Here is a 21,863-nt window from a genome sequence, read left to right as displayed (position 1 = left end):
TTGTCGACGATCGGGGGAGCGCACATACCCCTCGATGGCCCAGAATGAGAGCGCCTCGGGTCGTCCCGAGGTGTGGACGCGACACAGGAGGTCACGCTGAAACTCGAATTGCGCGGCATCACCAAGCGATTCGGTGACCTCGTCGCCAACGATCACATCGACCTCACCGTCGAGCCCGGCGAGATCCACGCGCTGCTGGGCGAGAACGGCGCGGGCAAGTCCACGCTGATGAACGTCCTCTACGGACTGCTCCAGCCGGACGAGGGCGAGATCCTCGTCGACGACAAGCCCATCAAGATCAAGGGACCGAGCGACGCGATCGCGGCCGGCATCGGCATGGTCCACCAGCACTTCATGCTGATCCCCGTCTTCACCGTCGCGGAGAACGTCATGCTGGGCGCCGAGCCCACGCAGGCAGGCGGTGTGCTGGACCGGCGCAAAGCGGCCAAGCTGGTCGAGGAGGTCTCCGGCCGCTACAACCTGCCGGTCGATCCCAACGCGATCGTCGAGGACCTGCCGATCGGCATCCAGCAGCGGGTCGAGATCGTCAAGGCGCTGACCCGCGATGTCGACCTGCTCATCCTCGACGAGCCGACCGCCGTGCTGACGCCGCAGGAGACCGACGAGCTGCTCGAGGTCATGCGCGCGCTCAAAGCGACCGGCAAGTCCATCGTCTTCATCACCCACAAGCTGCGCGAGGTCAAGGCGGTCGCCGACCGGATCACGGTGATCCGGCGCGGCAAGACCGTCGGCACCGCGCCGCCCACCGCGCCGCAGAGCGAGCTCGCCGAGCTCATGGTCGGGCGCGACGTGATCCTCCAGGTCGAGAAGGACGACGCCAAGCCGGGTGCTGCGGTGCTCGACGTCGTCGGCCTCGTCGTCGCCGACGACCGGCTGCACCAGGCGGTCTCGGGTGTCGATCTGCAGGTACGCGCGGGCGAGGTCCTCGGCGTCGCCGGCGTCCAGGGCAACGGGCAGACCGAGCTGGTCGAAGCGATCATGGGGCTCCGCCCCGTCCTCGCCGGCCAGGTCCTCCTCGTGGACGAGCCGATCACCGGCTGGCCGACGAGGAAGATCCTGCGGGCCGGGGTCGGTTACGTACCCGAGGACCGCGGCGTGGACGGGCTCGTCAAGGAGTTCTCCGTCGCGGAGAACCTGGTCCTCGACGTTTATGACGAGGCGCCCTTCGGCTCCCGCTTCTCGCTCAAGCCTGCCGCGATCGAGGCGGGCGCCGCTGAGCGCATCGAGCAGTACGACATCCGTACCCGCTCGTCGGGGCACGCGGTCGGCACGCTCTCCGGCGGCAACCAGCAGAAGGTGATCGTGGCTCGCGAGATGTCGCGCCCGGTGAAGCTGCTGGTCGTGGCCCAGCCGACGCGCGGTGTCGACGTGGGCTCGATCGAGTTCATCCACCGGCGGATCATCGCCGAGCGCGATGGCGGCGCGGCGGTGCTCGTCGTCTCCAGCGAGCTCGACGAGGTGCTCGCCCTGGCCGACCGGATCGCGGTCATGTATAGAGGCCAGGTCATCGCCATCGTGCCGCCCAACACCCCCCGCGAAGAGATCGGTCTGCTGATGGCGGGCATAACCAGCGAGGTGTCCTCATGACCGACCGCGAGCCTGACGAGCGCGCGCAGCGCCCCGAGGATCAGCACCAGTACGTCCCGCACCCCGACGCGGTGCAGCCCGAGGTCGTCGCCGGTCACCCCGGCGATGCTCCGAGTACGCCGGCCGCCGCCCCCGAGGAGCCGAAGCCGACCTTCTGGGCAGCCGTCCGCCAGGAGCTCTGGGCCGACAACGCGGTGACGGTGACGCTGCTCGCGATCGTGCTGGCGATGCTCTTCGGCGGCCTGCTGATGATCGTCGGCAACGCCGAGCTGCGGCAGCAGTGGAGCTACTTCTTCTACCAGCCGGGCGAGACGCTCTCGGCGACCTTCGACTTCATCGGCACCGCCTACGGCTCGCTGTTCAAGGGTTCGATCCTGGACCCGGATGTCGTCAACCGGTGGTACTGGGACCTGGCGACCTGGCAGGCGGCGCTCTACCCGATCTCGGAGACGCTGACCTACGCCGCGCCGCTGATCCTGACCGGCCTCGCCGTGGCGATCCCGTTCCGGGCGGGCCTGTTCAACATCGGTGGCCAGGGCCAGTCGATCATGGGTGCGATCGCCGGTGGCGCGGTGGGCTTCGCGCTCTCGCTCCCCACGGTTCTGCACGTGCTGACGGCGGTGGTCGCGGGTGCGCTCGCGGGCGGGCTCTACGGATACCTCGTCGGCCTGCTCAAGGCCCGCACCGGGGCGCACGAGGTGATCGTGACGATCATGCTCAACTACATCGCGCTCTACTTCCTGGCCTGGTTCATCATCCAGCCGGGCATCAAGGAACCGAAGATCCCCGACGCGATCAGCAAGGCGGCGAAGGAGTCCGCGCGGCTGCCGCAGATCTTCGACCCGTCGCTGCGCGCCAACATCGGCATCATCCTGGCGATCCTCGCCGCGGCCGGGATCTCCTGGCTGCTCAAGCGGGGCACCTTCGGCTTCGAGCTGCGGGCGGTGGGCTACAACCCCGACGCGGCGCGGACGGCCGGCATCAAGGTCGGCGCCACGCTGGCGCTGACGATGGCACTCGCGGGGGCGCTCGCCGGGCTCGGCGGTACGGTCGCCGCACTCGGCAGCGGCGTCCCCTTCGCCATCACCAACGACGTGGTCGGCCAGATCGGCTTCAACGGCATCCTGGTCGCACTGCTCGGCCGGGTGAAGCCGTGGGGCGTCGTCGCGGCCGGGCTGCTCTTCGGAGCGCTCCAGGCGGGTGGCAAGACCCTCCAGGCCACCACCGGCGTCTCCGAGCAGCTCGTGACCGTCATTCAGGCACTAATCGTGATCTTTGTGGCCGCGCCGATCCTGGTCAAGGCCCTCTTCCGGCTGCGGAAGTCGCCGAGCGTGGCCGCGCACGCCGGCCTGGCGAAGGGGTGAGCATGACCACGACCACTGTGACCGGCGCGGTCGAGGTACCCGTCGACTACTGGACCAGAGCACGCAAGACCGGTGCGGTGCTGACCGCGATGGGCCTGATCGCGATCCTCGTCTTCGGCACCCTCGCCAGCAGCTCCGTCGTCCGCTTCACCTTCGGTGTCACCGGTGAGGGTGCGGGCATCAACATCAACGGCAAGGTCGGCGCGATCCTCTTCGGTTTCATCGCGCTCGCCACCGGGGCGATCCTGCTGCTGCTCGGACGGCATTTCGGCGTACTCACCGGGGTTTCGTTCGCGGCGTTCCTGATCTCTTCGCTCTGCTGGCAGATCTCGGTGGCCCCGACGGGCATCCAGTTCATGCCGGTCGGCAGCGTCGCCCAGATCACGCTGGACCTCTCGATCCCGCTGATCTTCGGGGCGCTCGGCGGTGTGCTCTGCGAACGCTCCGGCGTGGTCAACGTCGCGATCGAGGGTCAGTTCCTCGCGGGCGCGTTCATGGCCGCCTTCTTCGGCTCGATCGCGGGCAGCGTCTGGCTGGGACTCGCGGCGGCGATGATCGGTGGTCTGATCATCGCGCTGATCCTGGCGGTCTTCGCCATCCGCTACCTCGTCGACCAGGTCGTCATCGGCATCGTGCTCAACGTCTTCGCGGCGGGCCTGACGGGCTTCCTCTACGAGCAGTTCATGCGGACCGACTCGACCTCCTACAACCTCGCGCCGAGGGTGCCGGAGTGGGAGATCCCCGGGCTCAGCAGCATCCCGATCATCGGCCCGGCGCTCTTCAAGGGCAACGTCTTCACCTACGGCGCCTTCGTGCTGGTCGCGGTGCTCTACTTCGGGCTGTTCAAGACGCGCTGGGGTCTGCGTACGCGGGCCGTCGGCGAGCACCCGACCGCCGCCGACACGGTCGGTGTCCGGGTGCTCGGCCTGCGTTACGTCAACGTGCTGGGCGCGGGACTGATCGCGGGCGTCGGCGGTGCCTACTTCACGCTGCTCGCCACGAACAGCTTCAACAAGAACATGTCGTCCGGCCTCGGCTTCATCGCGCTCGCCGCCATGATCTTCGGTAGGTGGCACCCCATCGGAGCCTTCCTCGCCGCGCTGTTCTTCGGCTTCTTCAACGCGCTCACCGCCTATCTCGGCGGCATCTCCAGCCCGATCCCGGGCCAGTTCCTGGCGATGCTGCCCTACATCGCGACGATCATCGCCGTGGCCGGCCTCGTCGGGCGCGTCCGCGCACCCGCCGCGGACGGGAAGCCCTATCTCAAGGGGCATTGATGGAGATCGACTGGAAGGTGCTGCGGACGGCCGCGATCGGTGCGATGGGCAAGGCGTACGCGCCCTACTCCAAATACCCCGTCGGGGTCGCCGGGCTCGTCGACGACGGCCGGATCATCACCGGTTGCAACGTCGAGAACGCGTCCTACGGCCTGACCCTGTGCGCCGAGTGCGGGCTGGTCAGCGCGTTGCACCAGACCGGCGGCGGCAGGCTGGTCGCGATCAGCTGCGTCGATGGCGGCGGGCTGCCGCTGACCCCGTGCGGGCGCTGCCGGCAGCTCCTCTTCGAGCACGGCGGTGCCGAGCTGCGGGTGGAGACCGAGCAGGGTTCGACGACCATCGGTGAGCTCCTCCCGGGCGCGTTCGGCCCGGACCACCTGACATGATCGGCTAGCTCTCCACGCCCCGGGTCACGTTGTGCAGCAAAACGTGGCCATCTTGACGCGCGAGGGCACGCTTTGCTGCACAACGTGACAGGACGATGAGGATGGGGGACGGCATGGGCTTCGCGGCGGTGGACATCATCCGGGCCAAGCGGGACGGTGGCCGGCTCTCCGACGAGCAGATCGACTGGGTGGTGGACGCCTACACCAAGGGCGTCGTCGCCGATGAGCAGATGTCGGCGCTCGCCATGGCGATCCTGCTGCGCGGCATGGACGCAGCCGAGATCGCCCGGTGGACCGGCGCGATGATCGCATCGGGGGAGCGGCTCGACCTGAGCAGTGTCGCCGCGCCGACCGTCGACAAGCACTCCACCGGCGGGGTCGGCGACAAGATCACTCTGCCGTTGACGCCGCTCGTCGCCGCGTGCGGCGGCGCCGTACCGCAGCTGTCCGGCCGCGGCCTCGGGCATACCGGCGGCACGCTGGACAAACTGGAATCGATTCCGGGCTGGCGAGCAGCGCTCTCCAACGACGAGTTCATCCGACAGCTCGGCGAGGTCGGCGCCGTGATCTGCCAGGCGGGCGAGGGTCTCGCCCCGGCCGACCGCAAGCTCTACGCCCTGCGCGACGTCACCGGCACCGTCGAGGCGATCCCGCTCATCGCCAGCTCGATCATGAGCAAGAAGATCGCCGAGGGCACCGGAGCGCTCGTCCTCGATGTCAAGGTCGGCACCGGCGCCTTCATGAAGTCCCTCGACCAGGCCCGCGAGCTCGCCGCGACCATGGTCGAACTCGGCAAGGCGCACGGCGTTACCACGGTCGCCCTGCTCACCGACATGTCCACTCCGCTCGGCCTCGCCATCGGCAACGCCGTCGAGGTGCAGGAGTCGCTCGACGTGCTCGCCGGTGGCGGCCCCGCCGACATCGTCGAGCTCACCCTGGCGCTGGCTCGCGAGATGCTCAGCGCCGCCGGGATCACCGGCATCGATCCGGCGGACGCCCTGCGCGACGGCCGGGCCATGGACAAGTGGCGCCAGATGATCGCGGCGCAGGGTGGCGACCCCGACGCACGGCTCGCTGTCGCATCCGAAACCGAGGTGGTACGCGCACCGCACGCCGGCACCGTCGCCGCCGTCGACGCCATGGGCATCGGGTTGGCGGCCTGGCGTCTCGGAGCCGGCCGGGCCCGCAAGGAGGACCCTGTGAGCGCTGCGGCCGGGGTGGTGCTGCACAAGCGCCCCGGTGACCGGGTCAGCGAGGGTGATGTGCTGGCTGAGCTGCGTACCGACGAGGCGAGCCGGATCCCCGCGGCCCTGAGCGACGCGCGGGGTTCCTTCACGATCGCGGAGTCGGCACCGTCGCTCGGGCCGCTGGTGATCGAGCGAGTAGCCTGACGCCGGTGGCGACCGTCCCCGCACCCGATCCGGTCCTGACCCGGGCAGCCAATATCGAAGAGCTGACCCGGCTGGGGCTGCCGCTGCCGCCGCCGACCTATCCGCTGGTCTGGGAGCCGGGCGACCAGGTCAGCCTGCGCCCCACCCGGGAGATCGAGGCACGCGCGGCGATCCTCTACGTGACGCTCGAACGCTGCTTCGGGATGCCGCCGGAGCTCGCCGTCGACTGGCTCACCACCAACGCGCTCGTCGACGACGTCACCGACCCCGAGTGGGCCTTCATCACCAAGAGCGAGGGCGATCACCGGTCGTTCGCGCTGCACCTGGACGCTGTCGCGTCGCTGACCTGGGTGCTCGGCACGGGCAAGCGCCTGGACCCGACCGGCCCGCCCGATCCGCAGTCGGCGCTGCTGCCCAACCTCGCGACGGACGAGACGTTCGAGGAGTGGCGCGCGCGGACGCTGCCCGCTCCCCGGGATCCCGCCCTCGTCGCGGCGGTGCTGGACCTCTACTACTGCCTGGACTGGGCTTTCATCGAATCCGAGACCTACGGCGTGGACACGCCCGGGCACCTGGGGTCGTCGGCGATCGGACAGCGGCGCTGGGGGCTGGAGTGGGCGGTCGTGCTGGACGGCCCCTACCAGGAGCCCGAACTCGGCTGGGAAGAGATCGACCTCTCCACCTGACCCCGGTTCCCCCAAGATCGTCGCAACTCTTCAAGAGTTGGTCCTAACGGGTTTTCAGGACCAACTCTTGAAGAGTTGCGACGATCTCGGGTTAGTGCGGGCGGTAGGTGCTCAGGCGGACCGTTGCGGTGACCTCGGTCTGCTCGGGGAGGGTCGTCACCCGGCCGTGCAGGGTCTCCGGCGTCAGGTGCCGGGCCGTGGGGCCCATCGCGACCAGGGACTCCACCTCGGCGCGGGTGAGATGCAGAGGCCAGGTGACCGTGCGCTCCGAATCGAGCTCGAAGTCGCGCAGCGACGCGGCGAGGCGCTCCTCCTTGCCCGGGTCGACCTCGATCAGGCCCAGCTCCCGGCGCAGCTCGGCGAGGTGCTCGGCCTCCGGGGTGACCACGATCAGGCGGCCACCGGGGGCGAGCACGCGGGCGAACTCGGGACCGTTGCGCGGGGCGAAGACGTTGAGCAGCACGTCCACGGCGCCGTCCGCGAGCGGCAGCGGGCCCCAGGTATCGGCGAGAGCAGCGCTCGCTCTCGGGTGGCAGCGGGCCGCCCGGCGCAGCGCGGGCTTGCTGACGTCGAGGACCAGCCCGAACGCGCCGATCGCCCGGTCCAGCGCGGCGGCGAGGTAGTAGCCGGTGCCGCCGCCGGTGTCGACGATCAGCTCCGACCTACGCGGGGTCGCCTCGGCCAGGGTTGTCGCGAGCGGGGCGTAGTGGCCGGAGTCGAGGAATGCGATCCGGGCCGCCACCATCGCGGCACTGTCGCCGTCGGGGAGGCGCTTGCCGGCGCCGAGGTGGGCGTACCCCTGGCGGGCGATGTCGAAGCTGTGACCGTGCGCCGCGCAGCGCAGCGCGCCCACCGCGGCGGTCAGCGGTGATGCGCAGACCGGGCAGCGAAGCGCGGCGAGGGTCAGGTCGTTCATGCCCTTTCCTCCACCTTGCCATCTCCGCCCGATATGGTCAGCTCATGGTCGCACCCAGTCTCGCCGAGATCATCAACGCCCCGAAGGCACTCCTGCACGACCACCTCGATGGCGGGCTCCGCCCGGCCACCATCGTCGAGCTGGCCGCCGAGATCGGGCATCAGCTGCCCGCTACCGACCCGGAACGCCTCGGTGAGTGGTTTGCCGCGGCTGCGGACTCCGGCTCGCTGGTGCGCTATCTGGAGACCTTCGCGCACACGGTCGCGGTGATGCAGACGGAGGCCGGGCTGCGGCGGGTCGCCGCCGAGTGCGCCGAGGACCTCGCGGCCGACGGCGTCGTCTACGCCGAGGTGCGCTACGCACCGGAGCAGCACCTCGAGCGCGGCCTGACCCTGCCCCAGGTGGTGGAGGCGGTGCTCGCGGGCTTCGCGGAGGGCTCGGCACGGGCGGCTGCCGCCGGACGGCCGATCCGGGTGGTCTGCCTGCTGACGGCGATGCGCCACGCCGCGCGCTCGATGGAGATAGCGGAGCTCGCCGTGCGCTATCGCGACGCGGGCGTGGTCGGCTTCGACATCGCCGGTGCGGAGGCCGGTTACCCGCCCACCCGGCACATCGACGCATTTTCCTATCTGCAACGTGAGAATGCCCACTTTACGATCCACGCGGGTGAGGCGTTCGGTCTTCCGTCGATCTGGCAGGCGCTGCAGTGGTGCGGTGCCGACCGGCTCGGCCACGGCGTACGCATCATCGACGACATCACCGTCGGGGCCGACGGAAAGGCTGTGCTGGGTCGGCTCGCCGCCTATGTTCGCGATAAGCGCATTCCATTGGAGCTCTGTCCGTCATCCAACGTGCAGACCGGCGCGGTGGCATCGATTGCGGCACACCCGATCGGACTCTTGCACGACCTGCGGTTCCGGGTGACCATCAACACCGATAACCGTTTGATGAGCCGGACATCGATGTCTCGTGAGATGTCCTTGCTGGTCGACGCGTTCGGCTATGGCTGGGCGGATCTGCAGTGGTTCACCGTCAACGCGATGAAGAGTTCTTTCCTGCCGTTCGACGAGCGACTGAAGATCATCAACGAAATCATCAAACCGGCCTACGCGAAGCTGCTTTCCCAGTACACAGCGTGATTGACATCCCCCGTTTGACGTCCGATTTGCGCGAACTGTCCGATGAACCATGCCCGGTTGGCGGATAAAGGGCAGCCTGGACTTTTGATTTGCCACGCGGCGTGATGGAATCTCGGGGGTCCGGCCGTGTGGTCGGCAGTTGTGCGGTGCCCTCGCGCTGATGTGTGGGCGCTGAGGTTGCGGGCTTTCACCGGTCCGCACGGAAGGGCGGTGACGTGAGCAAGCGGCCAGGATCGGCGAATGCTGTCCTTTCGCGTCTCCGTCGGCCGGCGGGTCGACTTCGAGATCTCCCTATCTGGTCCAAGCTGGGCTTGATCATGATCGTTCCGACGATCGCAACAATCGTCGTCGGGACCAACGGTCTGGTCGGTCAATTGGATACGGCGGAGGCGGCCGATCGTGCCCGCATCCTTGCCGGGCTGTCGCAGGACGCCGGCGAACTCACGCACGACCTGCAGCAGGAGCGTGCCCTCGGCATGATCCTGCGCGGCTCGACGGACAAGGACAAGACCAGGTGGGAGACCTCCCTGGCCGCCTTCGGCGAGATCAACAAGAAGGTCGACGCCGACAAGCTCGAATACCAGCGCGGCGCGCAGGCACTCGCCGACCTTCCCGCGAGCTTCAGCGACCTGCTCGGTGACATCGACACCGGCCTCGGCCGGCTGCAGAACATCCGCGACTCGATCACCGCCAAGAGCACCAGCAGCGGGACGCCGAGCACCGGCGACATCACCACCGACTACTCGACGATCATCGGCGACCTGATCCGCATCCGTGAGTCCTCCGCCCAGCTCGCCAACGACAGCCAGCTGTCCGAGCGGATGCGTGCCGGTGCGGCGATCGCCACGGCGAAGGAGTTCCTGTCCAAGGAGCGCATCCTCGTCCACAAGGCGTTCGACCAGAAGGGGATGACCCCGCTCCTGCGCTACGACTACATCGGCACCATCGTCGGTGGGCAGCAGGCACTGGAGTCGTTCTCGTCGATCGCGACGACCGAGGAGAAGGAGTATTTCGAGACGAAATACTCCGGCACCGCGGTCCGTGAGTTCCTCGTCTACCAGGGCTACCTCAGCGCGCTGAACGGCGACTCGCTCGAGACCCTGAAGTTCGACGACATGGCGTGGGACCAGGCCACCAGTGGTGCCTCGGACCTCATGCGCCAGGTCGAGGAGAAGGTCGACGCGGACATCGAGGTCGAGGCGACCGCGGTCCGTGACCAGGTCACCCAGCGAATGCTGGTCGAGACCGGCCTGCTCCTGGGCATGCTGCTCCTGGCGATCCTCTTCGCCTGGCTCGTCGCCCGCTCGATGGCCCGGTCGCTGCGCGAGCTGCGCCACGGCGCCCTCGCCGTCGCCCAGTACGGTCTGCCGCAGGCCGTCGCCCGACTGCGGGATCCGGCGCTGAGCAGTTCGCTCTCCCCGGCACAGGTCGCCAACCAGATCGCCGAGCCACTGCCGGTCCGCAGCAAGGACGAGTTCGGGCAGGTGACCGAGGCCTTCAACGCGGTCCACCTCGAGGCCGTCCGGACCGCTGCCGAGCAGGCGGCACTGCGCTCCTCCGTCGCGACGATGTTCGTCAACCTGGCCCGCCGTTCGCAGATCCTGGTCGACCGGCTCATCGGTCACCTGGACCGGCTGGAGCGCGGCGAGGAAGACCCCGACCGCCTCGGTGAGCTGTTCCAGCTCGACCACCTCGCCACCCGAATGCGGCGCAACGACGAAAACCTCCTGGTGCTCGCCGGTGCCGACTCGACCCGCGTGCAGCGCGACCCGGCCTCCCTGGTCGACGTGCTCCGCGCCGCGCAGTCCGAGGTCGAGCACTACACCCGCATCGAGTTCGGCATCGTCGACCGGGACATCGAGGTCTCCGCGCACGCGGTCAACGACCTCGTCCACCTCGTCGCCGAGCTCTTCGACAACGCGACCGCCTTCTCCCCGCCCGACTCGATCGTCATGGTCGAGGCGCGCCGGGTCGGCGACCGCGCCGTGCTCTACGTCGAGGACCACGGAATCGGCATCTCGCCGGACCTGATCTCCGACATCAACGAGCGTCTCGCCACGCCGCCGCTGGTCGACGTCGCGGTCTCGCGCATGATGGGCCTGGTCGTGGTCGCGCGCCTCGGCGCCCGCCACGGCGTCAAGGTCGAGCTGCGTCCCGCCGCCGACCGGGGCACCATCGCCGACGTGACGCTGCCGACCGCGGTCCTCGTGCCGCGTGCCCTCGCGGGTCGCGGCCAGCCGGTCAACCGGGACATCCCGGCACCGCCGCGCCAGCAGCAGGTTCCGCCGCGCTCACCGTTCGCCGCGCCGCTCGCACTCGAGAGCGGTCCGGTCGCCCGCAGCGAATACCCGGTCAACGGCAACAACGGCAGCCCGATCGGTGGCGGCCTGGGATCGAGCTTCGGCGGCGGCGCCAACGGGCGCAACAGCACGAACGGCAGCGGTAACGGTGCCGCACCGGCAGCGCCGGGCCGCTTCTTCGACGCGCCGGCGGCTCCGGCCGACCCGGTCCTGCCGACGTCGCTGCAGGGTGGCGGCAGCCGGTCCATGCCGGCCTGGTCGGACCTGACCGGCGCCAACGGCAAGACTCCCACCCCGACCCCGGACGCCGGCAACGGCACGGATGTCGACCCGCTGCCGCAGCGCCGCTCGGCCGACGCGTGGCCGACGGTCGACGGCGAGATCATGGGGGACGAGGCCGAGGCCAACATCCCCCGGCAGACCTCCTCGTCGCCCGAGACGCGCACCCCCTACGTGCCCGCCGGATCCATGCCGCCGGAGTTCCCGGTCAGCGGTGTGCCGATCAGCGGAGTTCCGGTCAGCGTGGCCCCGGTGAGCGTCGCTCCGGTGAGCGCGGCACCTGTCAGCGTCGTGCCGGTGAGCGCCACCCCCGCGCCGCCCGTGTGGCCGCCGGTGCAGCAGGAGGTCCTGGAGAGCACCACCGCCGGGTCCGAGCAGCTCGCCGCAACGATGAGCCGCACCTCCGAGATCCCCCGGATCGTGGACGACGCGCCGCAGGAGAGCTACCCCGCGGCCGCTCGACCGAGCTCCATCCCTTACGTCCCGCCAGCACCCGCCATGCCCGATCGACGCACGCCGTACGCCGACGAGACGATGGAACTGCCGATCTTCAGGGAACTGGAGTCGGCGTGGTTCCGGACTCGTAAGCCGGCCGCAGGCGAGTCGATCACCCCGGAAGAAGCCGAAGTCGACATCACGGAGACCGCGCAGTTCCCGGCGGTTGATGTCTCGGCCCGCGTCGGGGAAGATCAGCAGCGACCCATGAGCACGACGACGGGTGGCGCAGGCATGGCGAGCAGCACGCAGACGACGACCGTTCCGGCGGGATACCAGGTCCCGGCCCCCTACATGCCGGCCTGGCAGACAGATGCCGACGACGGTTGGGCCGCGGCGACAGCGGCTGCAAGTGCCGCCGAGGTTCCCCTCGACACGACGGAGACCGGGTTGCCGAAGCGTGTGCCGATGGCACAGCTCGTCCCGGGCGGAGTGGAAAAGGGTGCGGCGGCCGTGCAGCGTCGGACGCCCGAGGGTGTGCGGGGACTCCTCTCCGCCTACCACCGCGGCGTGCAGCGCGGACGCACCCAGCAGGACGAATCATTCCCCGGATCGGCCAACCCGGCCGGGCAGCAGGCTGGCAAGGAGCATGAGGCATGACATCAACGCAGGATCTCGGTTGGCTGCTCGCCAACTTCGCTGATCGCGTACCGGGCGTCGCCCACGCGATCGCCGTGTCCGCGGACGGCCTCCTCCTAGCATCATCGCGCGATCTGCCCCGGGACCGGGCCGACCAGCTCGCCGCGATCTCATCCGGGCTGGTCAGCCTTACTCAGGGCGCGGCACGGTGCTTCGAGGGTGGCGCAGTCCTCCAGACCGTCGTCGAGATGGACAACGGTTTCTTGTTCCTGATGTCCATCTCGGATGGATCATCGTTCGCGGTGCTCGCGTCGCGCAGTTGCGACGTGGGCCAGGTCGGCTATGAGATGGCACTGCTGGTGGACCGGGTGGGCGATGCGCTCACCCCGCCGCCGAGGGCCGCAGCCGGCGCGCTGAGCTAATTGGCTAGACCCGTCGCGGACTGGCCGCACGGGAATGGGAGGGGGTGAACGGCGAATATGGCCGAACGAGATGAGCCGACCGGCGCGCTGGTCAGGCCTTACGCCGTTACCCGTGGTCGCACCAGGCCGCGGCTGGAGATAGCAATCGAAGCTCTGGTCGAGACCACCATGCGTGGCCGGTCTGCCGGGACTGGTAATAGAGGTTCGCACGGTCGCGAGCACCAGCACATCGCGTCGCTCTGCGACGGGAGACTGCAGTCGCTGGCCGAGATTGCGGCGAGAATGCAATTGCCGCTCGGCGTGGCCCGCGTGCTGATCGCTGACATGGCCGCAGACGGCCTGGTCGCGGTATATGAACCGACCTCGTTCGAGACCAATGACGCGGTTGGCACTGAGTTGCTGGAGAGGGTGCTGAGTGGACTTCGGAGGCTCTGACATGGCGGCCCGCCCGAATTCGGGGCGGGTGACCTCGGCGAAGATCGTCATCGCTGGGGGCTTCGGCGTCGGCAAGACGACGCTGGTCGGCTCGGTATCTGAGATCACGCCGTTGACGACCGAGGCGATCATGACCTCGGCCGGCGTCGGCGTGGACGACAATCGGCAGGTGCCGGGCAAGACGACGACGGTCGCGATGGACTTCGGTCGCATCTCGATCGACCGTGACCTCATCCTGTATCTGTTCGGCACCCCTGGCCAGACTCGGTTCTGGTTCATGTGGGACGAGCTGGTCCGGGGTGCGATCGGCGCGGTTGTGCTCGTGGACACGAGGCGGTTGGCGGACTGCTTCGCCGCGATCGACTTCTTCGAGCACCGCAAGCTGCCCTACCTCGTCGCGATCAACTGCTTCGACGGTATGCAGTACCACCAGGCTCAGGACGTGCGGGACGCGCTGGCGATCTCGAGCGATGTGCCGGTGGTGAGCTGCGACGCGCGTAACCGCGAGTCGACCAAGCAGGTGCTGATCTCGCTCGTGGAGTACGTGCTGACGATGCGTCGTCAGCGTACGGGCATCCCCGCCTGACACACGTTGCCACGTCGAAGGGCCCCCACCGCCACGGTGGGGGCCCTTCGACGTTCGCGCCTTGACGGGGAGACCGCCCTCAGGAGAGGCGGATCCACTCCCGCTGGTGGACCGTGAAGATGGTGAGCACATCCGGTGCGAGACCGCCGTGGTCGATCGGGCTGAACGCGTAGGCGCCCGCCACGCCCTCGTAGGGGATCGCTTCGAGCGAACCCCGTAGCCGACGAGGGTCGGTGCTCTTCGCGCGCCGTGCGGCCGATGCGACGAGCCAGACGGCGTCGCTGGCGTAGGGGGCGAAACCGCTGAACGAGCCGAACTCCTGGTTGTAGCGGTTGACGAAGGTACGCGTGGCGCGGCTCGACGGCGTGTTGGCGATCAGGGGTGCACCGCCCAGCACCATGGGGGAGCAGACGAAGGCGCCCTCGAGCGCGGCGGCATAAGACGAGCTGAACATGTCGTCCGCGATGACGCCCGGGTCGAAGAAGATCTTGCCGGTGAAGCCCGCCTCGCGGAGCTCCCTGGCGACCTCGCCGCTCGTGGGGGCTGTCGCCCAGACGATGACGGCGTCAGGACCCTCGTCGATCGCGCGGGCCACGGCGCCGCCGAGGTCCTTGCCGGAGCGGGGCAGCGTGACGGTGTCGAGGACGTTGTCCTTCCTGGCGTCGCTGCGGATCGCGCGGAGCGCCACGCTGAGGGCACGGGTGGCGGCGGTGCCGCTCGCGTCCGTCGAGACGAGAATGCTGATCTTCTTGAGCCCCTGACGCTGGATCTCCAGGGCGATGACCCGAGCGATGTCGGAGGCGTTGGGCGCGAGCTTGTAGGTGAATTTCCGCGTCATCAGCGGCAGCGCGATCTCATCGGCGCCGGAGAGGGAGAGCATGGGTACGTTGCGGGCCTCGGCCACCTTGATCATCGCAAGGGAGGTCTCGGCGGTGATGCCGCCGATGATGGCGGAGACGCGCTCGTCGATGAGTTTGCCCGCGATCGTGGCCGCCACGGCGGCGTCACCCCTGTTGTCCTCGACGATGAGTCGCACCCGCCGGTGCTTGTCGCCGATCCGGATGCCCGTGACGTTGATGTCGTCCATGGTGATCTTGAGTGCGCGCTGTTGCAGCTTGCCGAGGGCCGAGCCCTGTCCGGTCAGCTCCAGGCTCACGCCGAGGACCAGCTCGCCGTCGCTGGTGGGGCCGACGACGTCTTCGTTGCTCCCGCCGTCACACGCAGTAAGCAGACCACCCATCGTGATGCCCAGCCCGGCCGCGAGCGCACCGCGCCGCGAAATCCGGCCGTGCCACGGACGATCCCCCATATTGTGCCTCCGAACTGCGAGAACTTTCCTCGCGTATGTTCGCGGGCAGCCGTGAGCAAGGTCAAGCTCGGAGGGTGTGGCTTAGTTCACTGTCGCGACGTATTGCCTGGTCCTGGCGATTCTGATCTATGGCACAAGGCCCTGATCAGGGAGTATTACCGACCGTAATTACCGGCGGAGCGGTAGTCGTCGCGGTATTCCTCGCGGTCGTCGGTGTCACGGCTGAACTCCCAGCCGCCGGCCGACTCGCGGCCCGGTCGGCCGCCGACCGCGTAGCCGTTGACCTCCTGGCCACGGCGCCAGCCGCGGAAATAGCCCGAGGTGTGCTGAGCGATCCGCTCGGCGTCGCGGACGATCCGCAGCGGCCGGTCCTGGTCGGCGTTGATGGGCGAACCCGGCACGAGGTTGGCCTGCGGGACGCGGCGCGGCAGGCCGACGCCGGTCTCGTCGCCGATGGACGGGTGCGAGGCCTGCTCGGCGGCGCGCCAGCCCGAGTCGGCGAGCGAGTTCCAGGTCGGCTCATCGCCGTCGTCAAACTTCTCCGGCTCGACCGGTCCGGTGAACCATGCGGATCGGACGGTCGCGAAGATGAGCAGGTCACCGTCGCCCTCGTCCTCGACGGGCGGGGGAGCGAGCTCCGCACCGATCCGCTCGACGGCGGTGCGCCGGGCCCGGGGGCGAGTGCGTGCGTCACCCAGCGGGTCGTCCTCGCGGATGTCGATCCGCAGCTCGGGGGTGTCCACCAGCCGCAGCGACGGACCCTCGGGCAGCACCAGATCGTCGGCGAGCCACGGCGGGGTGACCCGGGTGGAGGCCTCGCGCACCACGGCGGCGAGCTCGTCGGGCTCGGCGACGAGCGGCCAGTTGGCGCGGTCGCCCGGCTCGGGCGCCGGACGCGACAGCGGGAGGACGATCTCGGTGGCGCCCGGTCCGCGACCCTGCTCATCGAGCGGGTTGACGGGCCGGGGCTCCTCCTGGCGGCGCTCCGCGCGAGCGTGGATCATGGCGGCCTGGGTGACCGACGGAACGAAGGGGACACCGGCGTCGGCGGGTGCGACCGTCGGAGCGGGCCGCTCGGCGGGAATCCGCTGCACCGGCACGCTGACCTGCGGCTGCTGCGGTGGTGCGATCGGTGCGCGCAGCACCGGGACGCCCACGGCGGGAGTCGGCTCGAACCCCGGCGGCAGCGGCGCGGCTGCCGGGTGCGACTGCACCTGAGCGGCCTGGGCGTGCACGAGCGGCGGAGTGTTGACCGGGACCGGTGCGACCGGCGCGGCTGCGACCGGGACCGGAGCCACGAGCGGCGTGATCGGTGTCCGGGTGCGACGGCTGACCGGGATCGGTGAGGGCTCGCGCACCGGACGCAACGGCGTGACCACCTGCGCCGGAGCGGGTGCCGCCGCGGTGCGCTGGCGGGAGGGCTTGATCGGCTCGGCGGCCGGCGGCGCGATGCGCTCGGAGAGGGTGCTGACGAGCGCGGCGGCTGCTGCGTCGCAAGCGCGCACGGCGGCGACCGCCTGCCGGACCGCCTCGGCGACGGCGGCGGTGAGGTGCTTGCTGGCGCCGCCGCCACGGCGCGGAGTCTCGGCGATCGCCACGCGCAGCGCGGTGACGGCCTCGACGGCGCCGGAGTGGTCGACGATCCCGGCGGCGGCGAGGTGGGCGGCGACCGCGTCGGCGGTGCCCGCGGTGTCCCTCGCGCCACGGGCGGAGCTGGGTGCGACGAGCATGCCCGGCTCGGGCAGCGCGTCGAGGACGGCGAGCGCGATCGGCTCGGCCGGGTCGGGATAGGCGCGCAGCGCGGCCGGGTAGAGCTCGCGGAGCACCTCGCGCAGCGCGACCGCGGTGGCGTGTCGGCCGTGCGCCAGGGCGGCGTGCGCGGTGAGCACCGGCTTGAGACCGGCCAGGTCCCTCGGTGCGGGACCGGTCGTGGCGGAGAGGGCACCGGCTTGCAGGGCGCGGGCGAGCCCGACCGCACGGCGCTCGGCCGGCTCGGACTCGATCTCGTCGAGGGACTCGTCGTCGGCGAAGCGCTCGGCGAAGTCGTTGGCGGCATCGTCGTCTGCGACCGCGAGGGGGCGACCGGCTGCCGTCAGCAGCATCGTGACGAGGTGATCGTCGCTGTCGGCCGCGACCGAGACTCCGGAGAGCCCGTTGGACCGCTCGGCCAGCAGGGAGCCGAGCGTCGCGTAACCAGCGGCGTCGTCACCGATCGCGCAGACGTCGAGCAGCCTGCCCGAGTCGTCCACGACCGCCGCCGTCAGCCATCCGCCGTCACCGAGCTGGCCGGTGTGGCCGCCATCCGCCGAAGCCAGTCCGCAATACACCCGCACGAGCGCCACGGTTGCCGTCCTCCTCCCGGGCCCCTGCTAATGCCAGAGACTGAGTCATGTGCCAAAGGATGATGCTGCCTGACGAGGGGTCAGTCGCGCCAGTCCACGTTGCTCGAGATCTTGCCAATCACGGTACGCCAGCCAAGACTTGCCTGTTGTGCCCCGATTTTCTTCACTCGACGCTTCGCCATGAATCCGCCGATGCCACCGTTGGCGGCACCACGCAGGGCCTCGTCGAGCTCGTCGAGGGGTGCGCCGGGCGAGAGCATCGAGAGGATGCTGTCGAGCTGCAACGCGTAACCCAGGTCGCGGGCGATCTCGCCGGCCGAGAGGATCAGGTCGCTGTCCCATGCGTCGTGACCACCGCGGAGGTTCTCCACGACGAGGTCCAACTCGTAAGAGTCGTCGTCGTCCGCCTCGACGCGCGCGGCCGTGATCGTCTTGGCGAGGTTCTTCCACTCGGGGAGCTGCGCCAGGTCGTGGGGAGCCTTGGACTTCACGAAGGAGACGAGGCCCGCGGCGCTCTTGAAGAGCAGCAGGCGGCCCTTGTGGCTCAGGAAGACCGGCACCTCGTCGAGCTCGGCGGCGTCGTCCTCGTCCTCGTCGTCATCGTCGGCAGCCTCGGCGACGTCCTTGATCGGCTCGAGGTCGAGCGCGGTGTCGTCGGACTTCGCGTGGCGGACGTAGTCCTCGTCGGCAGCCTCGGCGGCGAGCGCCTGAGCGGCGAGCTCCGCCTCGTCGATCGGCGGCAGCTCGTCCTCGTCGTCGTCGAAGGAGTGGGCGCCCCGCGTCTTCGCGGCGAAGGGGTCCTCCTCCTCGGCCCGCTCGGAGACATCGGTCGGGGTTACGACGCTCGGCGCGCGGTAGGCGCGCAACGTGTAACCGACCCCGCCCGGAAGCGCGATCTCGACCGGGTCGATCCCGAGCTCACCCCAGAACTCGGCGGGCTCATCGGCCACGGCGGCCTCCTAATGCGTTGCGACCAACCTCTTGTCGGGTCGGTGACTCTCCGCACACCCTAGTGGGCGTACGCCCCTTCGGTCAGCCCCACCCGCCCTGAAGGTCAGCTCAGCGTGAGGACCTGCTGGAACGCAGACGAGTCACGCTCGGCTGTGCGATGTGTCACTACGACCACCGCTCGGTCGCCGGCGAAGGAGAGCACCGATCGAAGCACCGCATCGGCGTGTGCGGGGTCGAGGCCCTCGGTCGGTTCGTCGAGCAGGAGTACCGGTGGTGCGTGCAGCAGGGCCCTGGCGAGGGTGAGCCGCTGGCGCTGCCCGCCGGAGAGGGCGGTGCCGTCCTCGCCGACGAGGGTCCGCCATCCGTCGGGCTGCTCGGCCACCCACTCCAGCAGCCCGGCCGCTCGGGCGGCATCGTCGCGCTCGGTCGGCGTACAGGGGCGGCCGAGGGTCAGGTTCTCCTCGACGCTGGCGTGGAACACCGCGGCATCGGCGAAGAGCCCGCCGACCACCCGATGCGCCGGCGAGGGCAGCGGACCGTCCCCCCAGGTGACGGAACCGCTGGTCGGTGCGACGGTCCCGGCGAGCACTCCGAGCAGCGTCGACTTCCCCACCCCGCTGGGCCCGACGACGACGATCCGATCCCCCGCTCGAACGCAGAGGCTGACCCCCGAAACCCCGCGCCCGGCAACGCTGACGTCGGTCACCCTTAATTCGCGTTGATCAAGGGAAGACTCGCCATCCGGGGTGTCCGATTCGCGGCGAGTCTTCCCTTGATCAACGCGAATTAAGGCCGTTACGCGGGCTAGGGGGGTGGTTAGTTCTGCGTTTTTTCTGGCCGCGGACAGGAGGATTAGGGAGACCTCTCCTGTGGCCAGGGTGCCTACCGTCAGGACGCCGGTCAGGGTGCCGCTGATCTGGTCGGACTGGGCTGCCAGGAGGACTGCGGCCGCAGTCGCGCCGATGGTGATGGCGGCCAGTGCGTCGATCGCGAAAGCTCGGCGGGAGAGGTTGCGCTCCACGGACGCGAGGGCGGCCGCCTGGCGGGACGCGGCTGCGGCGTGGGCGTCGCGGGCGCCGAACGCGGCCAGGTCGGCCGCGCCGTGGGCCAGGTCGACCGTGGCGATCGCCATCTCCGCGCGCAGCGGGGCCAGCCGTGCCGCCTGTCGGCTCGCCAACCTCGCCGCCAGCCACGGGAGGGCCACGCCGGTGATCAGCAGGCCACCGGCGAGCATCAGCGCCGCTGCGGGGGAGATCAGGCCCGTGACTCCGACGGCGATCAGGCACACGACGGCGGCTGAGGCGGCCGGCAGGGCTACCCGGACCACCAGGTCCTGCACGGCGTCGACGTCGGAGACCAGGCGGCTCAGCGCGTCGCCGGTGCGCACGGCCGGTTGAGTGGACAACGACGAGAAGGCTTGTGCGCGTACCCCCGTGATCATGCGCAGGACCGCGTCGTGACCCGCGAGGCGCTCGACGTAGCGCAACCCGCCGCGGCCGATCGCGAGCGCGCGGACCGCGACGATCGCGACGGTGAGCGCGGTGATCGGGGGTTGGCCCGCCGCGGTGATGAGCAGCCAGGTGGCGGTCGCCATCAGGCCGACACCGGCGAGCTCGGCGAGCAGACCGAGCAGGCCCGCACCGAGCAACCGGGCCCAGTGCGGTCGGGCGAGTGACCAGATCATGCGAACGCCCCCTCGCGGACGGCACCGGCCTCGACGCACAGCACCCGCGTCGCGACGTCGAGCAGCGCGGGCCGGTGCGCCACGAGCAGTGCCGTGCGGCCCGCGACGAGCGCGGTGGTCGCCGTGAGCACAGCCTCCTCGCTGCGGCCGTCGAGACGGGCCGTGGGCTCGTCGAGGAGGAAGAGCGAGGCATCCGGTGCCCGCAGGAACGCGCGGGCCAGAGCGAGGCGCTGGCGCTCACCGCTGGACAGGCCGTGGCCGCGTTCGCCGAGCTGCGTGTCGAGCCCGTCGGGGAGCGCGGCGATCACCTCGGTCAATGCGGCGCTGTGCGCGGCGCTCTCGATCGACGCGCGATCGGCGTCGGGCGAGCCGAGCGCGATGTTGGCCGCGAGGCTCGCGGCGAAGAGGTGTGCGCGCTGCGGTACCCAGGCGATCCGCCGCCGCCACTGCGCGAGGTCGAGCGCGGCCAGGTCGACACCGTCGATCAGCACGCGCCCGCTGGTCGGCTCCACGAACCCCAGCAGCAGCGCGATCAGCGTGCTCTTGCCGCCGCCGCTCGGTCCGGTGAGCGCGATCCGATCACCCGCGTTGATGATCAGGTTGACGTCGCGCAACGCCGGTCCGCGCTCGTAGTCCACGCAGACATCGACGAACTCGATCGTCGTCAGCGGCGGTGGCGCGGCATTGCCGGTGCGGGTCCGCGCGCCCTCCAGCAGCGTGAACGCCTGCCCGAGCGCCGTCAGCCCCTCCATGCTCGCGTGGAAGCGGGTCCCGGCCGCGCGCAGCGGCGCGTAGGCCTCCGGAGTCAGCAGCAGCACCAGCAGCGCCGTCGCCAGCGCGAGGCCGCCGTCCAACAAACGCAATCCGACGGGTACGGCCACCAGCGCCACCGAGATCGTCCCGATCAGTTCCAGCACCAGCGCCGAGAGGAAGGCGACCCGCAGCGTGCGCATCGTGGCGACCCGGTGCTCGTCGGCCATCCGGCGAACCGCCTCGACCTGTGCTTCGGCGCGACCGAAGGCCCGCAGCGTCGGCAAACCGGCGACCATGTCCAGGAAGTGACCGCCGAGCAGCTTGAGCCTGCTCCACTGCCGTTCCGTGGCGGCGGCGGTCTGCCTGCCGATCAGGATGCCGAAGACCGGGATCAGCGGCAGCGTGCAGAGCACCACGATCGCGCTGGTCAGATCCGTGACGGCGAGGGTACCGAGGACCGCGATCGGCACCGTCACGCCGAGCACCAGCTGCGGCAGGTAGCCGGTGAAGTAACCGTCCAACGCGTCCAGCCCGCGCCCGGTCAGCGTGGCGAGCTCACCGGCGCGCTGGCCGACGAGCCAGGACGGGCCGCGCTCGCCGACCGCCTCGATGAGCTGGTCGCGCAGGCTCGCCTTGGTGATCGCCGCCATCCGGGCGGCGACGGCACCGCAACCGCTGGTGAGCAGCGCTCTGGTCGCGAAGGCGATGACGAATCCGGCTGTCGCTTCACCGTCGAATCGAAGGTCGGCGGCGGCGGTCAGGGCCGTGGCCAGGAAGTATGCGGCCGCGATGATGGCGAAGGCCACGCCCGCCCCGCCGAGCGCCAGCAGCACGAGGTCGCGGCGGATGGCCGGGACGGCGCGCAGCAGCCGATGATCGAACGGACGCATACCTCACATAGAAGCAGATGGCGCAGGTCACTCCGGGGGTAGGCGGCGATAGGTGCTTGACATATCAAGTC

At 70.0% G+C, this 21,863-nt stretch carries 16 protein-coding genes and 1 pseudogene; 11 read left to right on the top strand and 6 right to left on the bottom strand.

The window, feature by feature from the left end; translation table 11 throughout:
• Nucleotides 1-72 precede the first annotated feature (72 nt).
• The 6 genes and pseudogenes from F4553_RS18800 (at nucleotide 73) to F4553_RS18775 (ending at nucleotide 6,712) form a co-directional block, all read left to right on the top strand.
• Complete coding sequence (locus tag F4553_RS18800) at nucleotides 73-1,608, top strand: ABC transporter ATP-binding protein (RefSeq protein WP_184837813.1); 1,536 nt, start codon at nucleotides 73-75, stop codon at nucleotides 1,606-1,608.
• The gene (locus F4553_RS18795; protein WP_184837811.1) at nucleotides 1,605-2,972 is read left to right on the top strand and encodes an ABC transporter permease; all 1,368 of its coding nucleotides are present in this window, start codon (nucleotides 1,605-1,607) and stop codon (nucleotides 2,970-2,972) included. Before F4553_RS18800 ends, F4553_RS18795 begins: the two co-directional genes overlap by 4 nt.
• A 2-nt stretch (nucleotides 2,973-2,974) precedes the next feature.
• Nucleotides 2,975-4,249, top strand: a complete 1,275-nt coding sequence (locus tag F4553_RS18790; RefSeq protein ID WP_184837809.1) for an ABC transporter permease — start codon at nucleotides 2,975-2,977, stop codon at nucleotides 4,247-4,249.
• A pseudogene (locus F4553_RS18785) lies at nucleotides 4,249-4,617 on the top strand (cytidine deaminase); the annotation flags it as partial. The gene F4553_RS18790 and the pseudogene F4553_RS18785, both read left to right, overlap by 1 nt.
• A gap of 131 nt (nucleotides 4,618-4,748) precedes the next feature.
• Nucleotides 4,749-6,026 carry a thymidine phosphorylase gene (locus F4553_RS18780; protein ID WP_184840881.1) on the top strand — a complete coding sequence of 426 codons (1,278 nt, stop codon included), beginning with the start codon at nucleotides 4,749-4,751 and terminating at the stop codon, nucleotides 6,024-6,026.
• Between the two features lie 35 nt (nucleotides 6,027-6,061).
• Nucleotides 6,062-6,712 (top strand): DUF4272 domain-containing protein, encoded by a 651-nt coding sequence (locus F4553_RS18775; RefSeq protein WP_184840879.1) that lies wholly within the window; start codon nucleotides 6,062-6,064, stop codon nucleotides 6,710-6,712.
• 91 nt (nucleotides 6,713-6,803) lie between these two features.
• Here the strand turns inward: F4553_RS18775 and F4553_RS18770 are convergent, their stop codons facing one another.
• Nucleotides 6,804-7,628 (bottom strand): putative RNA methyltransferase, encoded by an 825-nt coding sequence (locus F4553_RS18770; protein ID WP_184837804.1) that lies wholly within the window; start codon nucleotides 7,626-7,628, stop codon nucleotides 6,804-6,806.
• Nucleotides 7,629-7,672: 44 nt separating this feature from the next.
• Here F4553_RS18770 and F4553_RS18765 point away from each other — a divergent pair, with 44 nt between their 5' ends.
• The 5 genes from F4553_RS18765 (at nucleotide 7,673) to F4553_RS18745 (ending at nucleotide 13,863) form a co-directional block, all read left to right on the top strand.
• Nucleotides 7,673-8,767: an adenosine deaminase gene (locus F4553_RS18765; protein WP_184840878.1), complete on the top strand. Its 1,095-nt coding sequence runs from the start codon at nucleotides 7,673-7,675 to the stop codon at nucleotides 8,765-8,767.
• Nucleotides 8,768-8,982: 215 nt separating this feature from the next.
• Complete coding sequence (locus F4553_RS43145; RefSeq protein WP_184837802.1) at nucleotides 8,983-12,441, top strand: sensor histidine kinase; 3,459 nt, start codon at nucleotides 8,983-8,985, stop codon at nucleotides 12,439-12,441.
• Nucleotides 12,438-12,842: a roadblock/LC7 domain-containing protein gene (locus F4553_RS18755; RefSeq protein ID WP_184837801.1), complete on the top strand. Its 405-nt coding sequence runs from the start codon at nucleotides 12,438-12,440 to the stop codon at nucleotides 12,840-12,842. Before F4553_RS43145 ends, F4553_RS18755 begins: the two co-directional genes overlap by 4 nt.
• A gap of 57 nt (nucleotides 12,843-12,899) precedes the next feature.
• The gene (locus F4553_RS18750) at nucleotides 12,900-13,277 is read left to right on the top strand and encodes a DUF742 domain-containing protein (protein ID WP_184837799.1); all 378 of its coding nucleotides are present in this window, start codon (nucleotides 12,900-12,902) and stop codon (nucleotides 13,275-13,277) included.
• A 1-nt stretch (nucleotide 13,278) separates the two neighbouring features.
• Nucleotides 13,279-13,863, top strand: a complete 585-nt coding sequence (locus tag F4553_RS18745) for a GTP-binding protein (RefSeq protein WP_184837797.1) — start codon at nucleotides 13,279-13,281, stop codon at nucleotides 13,861-13,863.
• A 79-nt stretch (nucleotides 13,864-13,942) separates the two neighbouring features.
• Here F4553_RS18745 and F4553_RS18740 read toward each other — a convergent pair whose 3' ends face one another.
• The 5 genes from F4553_RS18740 to cydD all read right to left on the bottom strand — a co-directional run bounded on the left by F4553_RS18740 (nucleotide 13,943) and on the right by cydD (nucleotide 21,792).
• Nucleotides 13,943-15,172: an ABC transporter substrate-binding protein gene (locus F4553_RS18740; protein ID WP_184837795.1), complete on the bottom strand. Its 1,230-nt coding sequence runs from the start codon at nucleotides 15,170-15,172 to the stop codon at nucleotides 13,943-13,945.
• Nucleotides 15,173-15,327: 155 nt separating this feature from the next.
• Nucleotides 15,328-17,514, bottom strand: a complete 2,187-nt coding sequence (locus F4553_RS18735) for a transposase (protein WP_184837793.1) — start codon at nucleotides 17,512-17,514, stop codon at nucleotides 15,328-15,330.
• Between the two features lie 80 nt (nucleotides 17,515-17,594).
• Nucleotides 17,595-18,464 (bottom strand): SatS C-terminal domain-containing protein, encoded by an 870-nt coding sequence (locus F4553_RS18730; protein WP_184837791.1) that lies wholly within the window; start codon nucleotides 18,462-18,464, stop codon nucleotides 17,595-17,597.
• Between the two features lie 104 nt (nucleotides 18,465-18,568).
• Complete coding sequence (gene cydC, locus F4553_RS18725; protein WP_184837789.1) at nucleotides 18,569-20,149, bottom strand: thiol reductant ABC exporter subunit CydC; 1,581 nt, start codon at nucleotides 20,147-20,149, stop codon at nucleotides 18,569-18,571.
• A complete protein-coding gene (gene cydD / locus F4553_RS18720) occupies nucleotides 20,146-21,792 on the bottom strand; it encodes a thiol reductant ABC exporter subunit CydD (RefSeq protein ID WP_184837787.1) in 1,647 nt (548 codons plus the stop codon). Before cydD ends, cydC begins: the two co-directional genes overlap by 4 nt.
• Nucleotides 21,793-21,863: the final 71 nt, after the last annotated feature.

This window comes from Allocatelliglobosispora scoriae, from assembly GCF_014204945.1.
Taxonomy (GTDB): Bacteria; Actinomycetota; Actinomycetes; order Mycobacteriales; family Micromonosporaceae; genus Allocatelliglobosispora; species Allocatelliglobosispora scoriae.
This window is presented reverse-complemented; position numbering and strand designations above follow the sequence as displayed.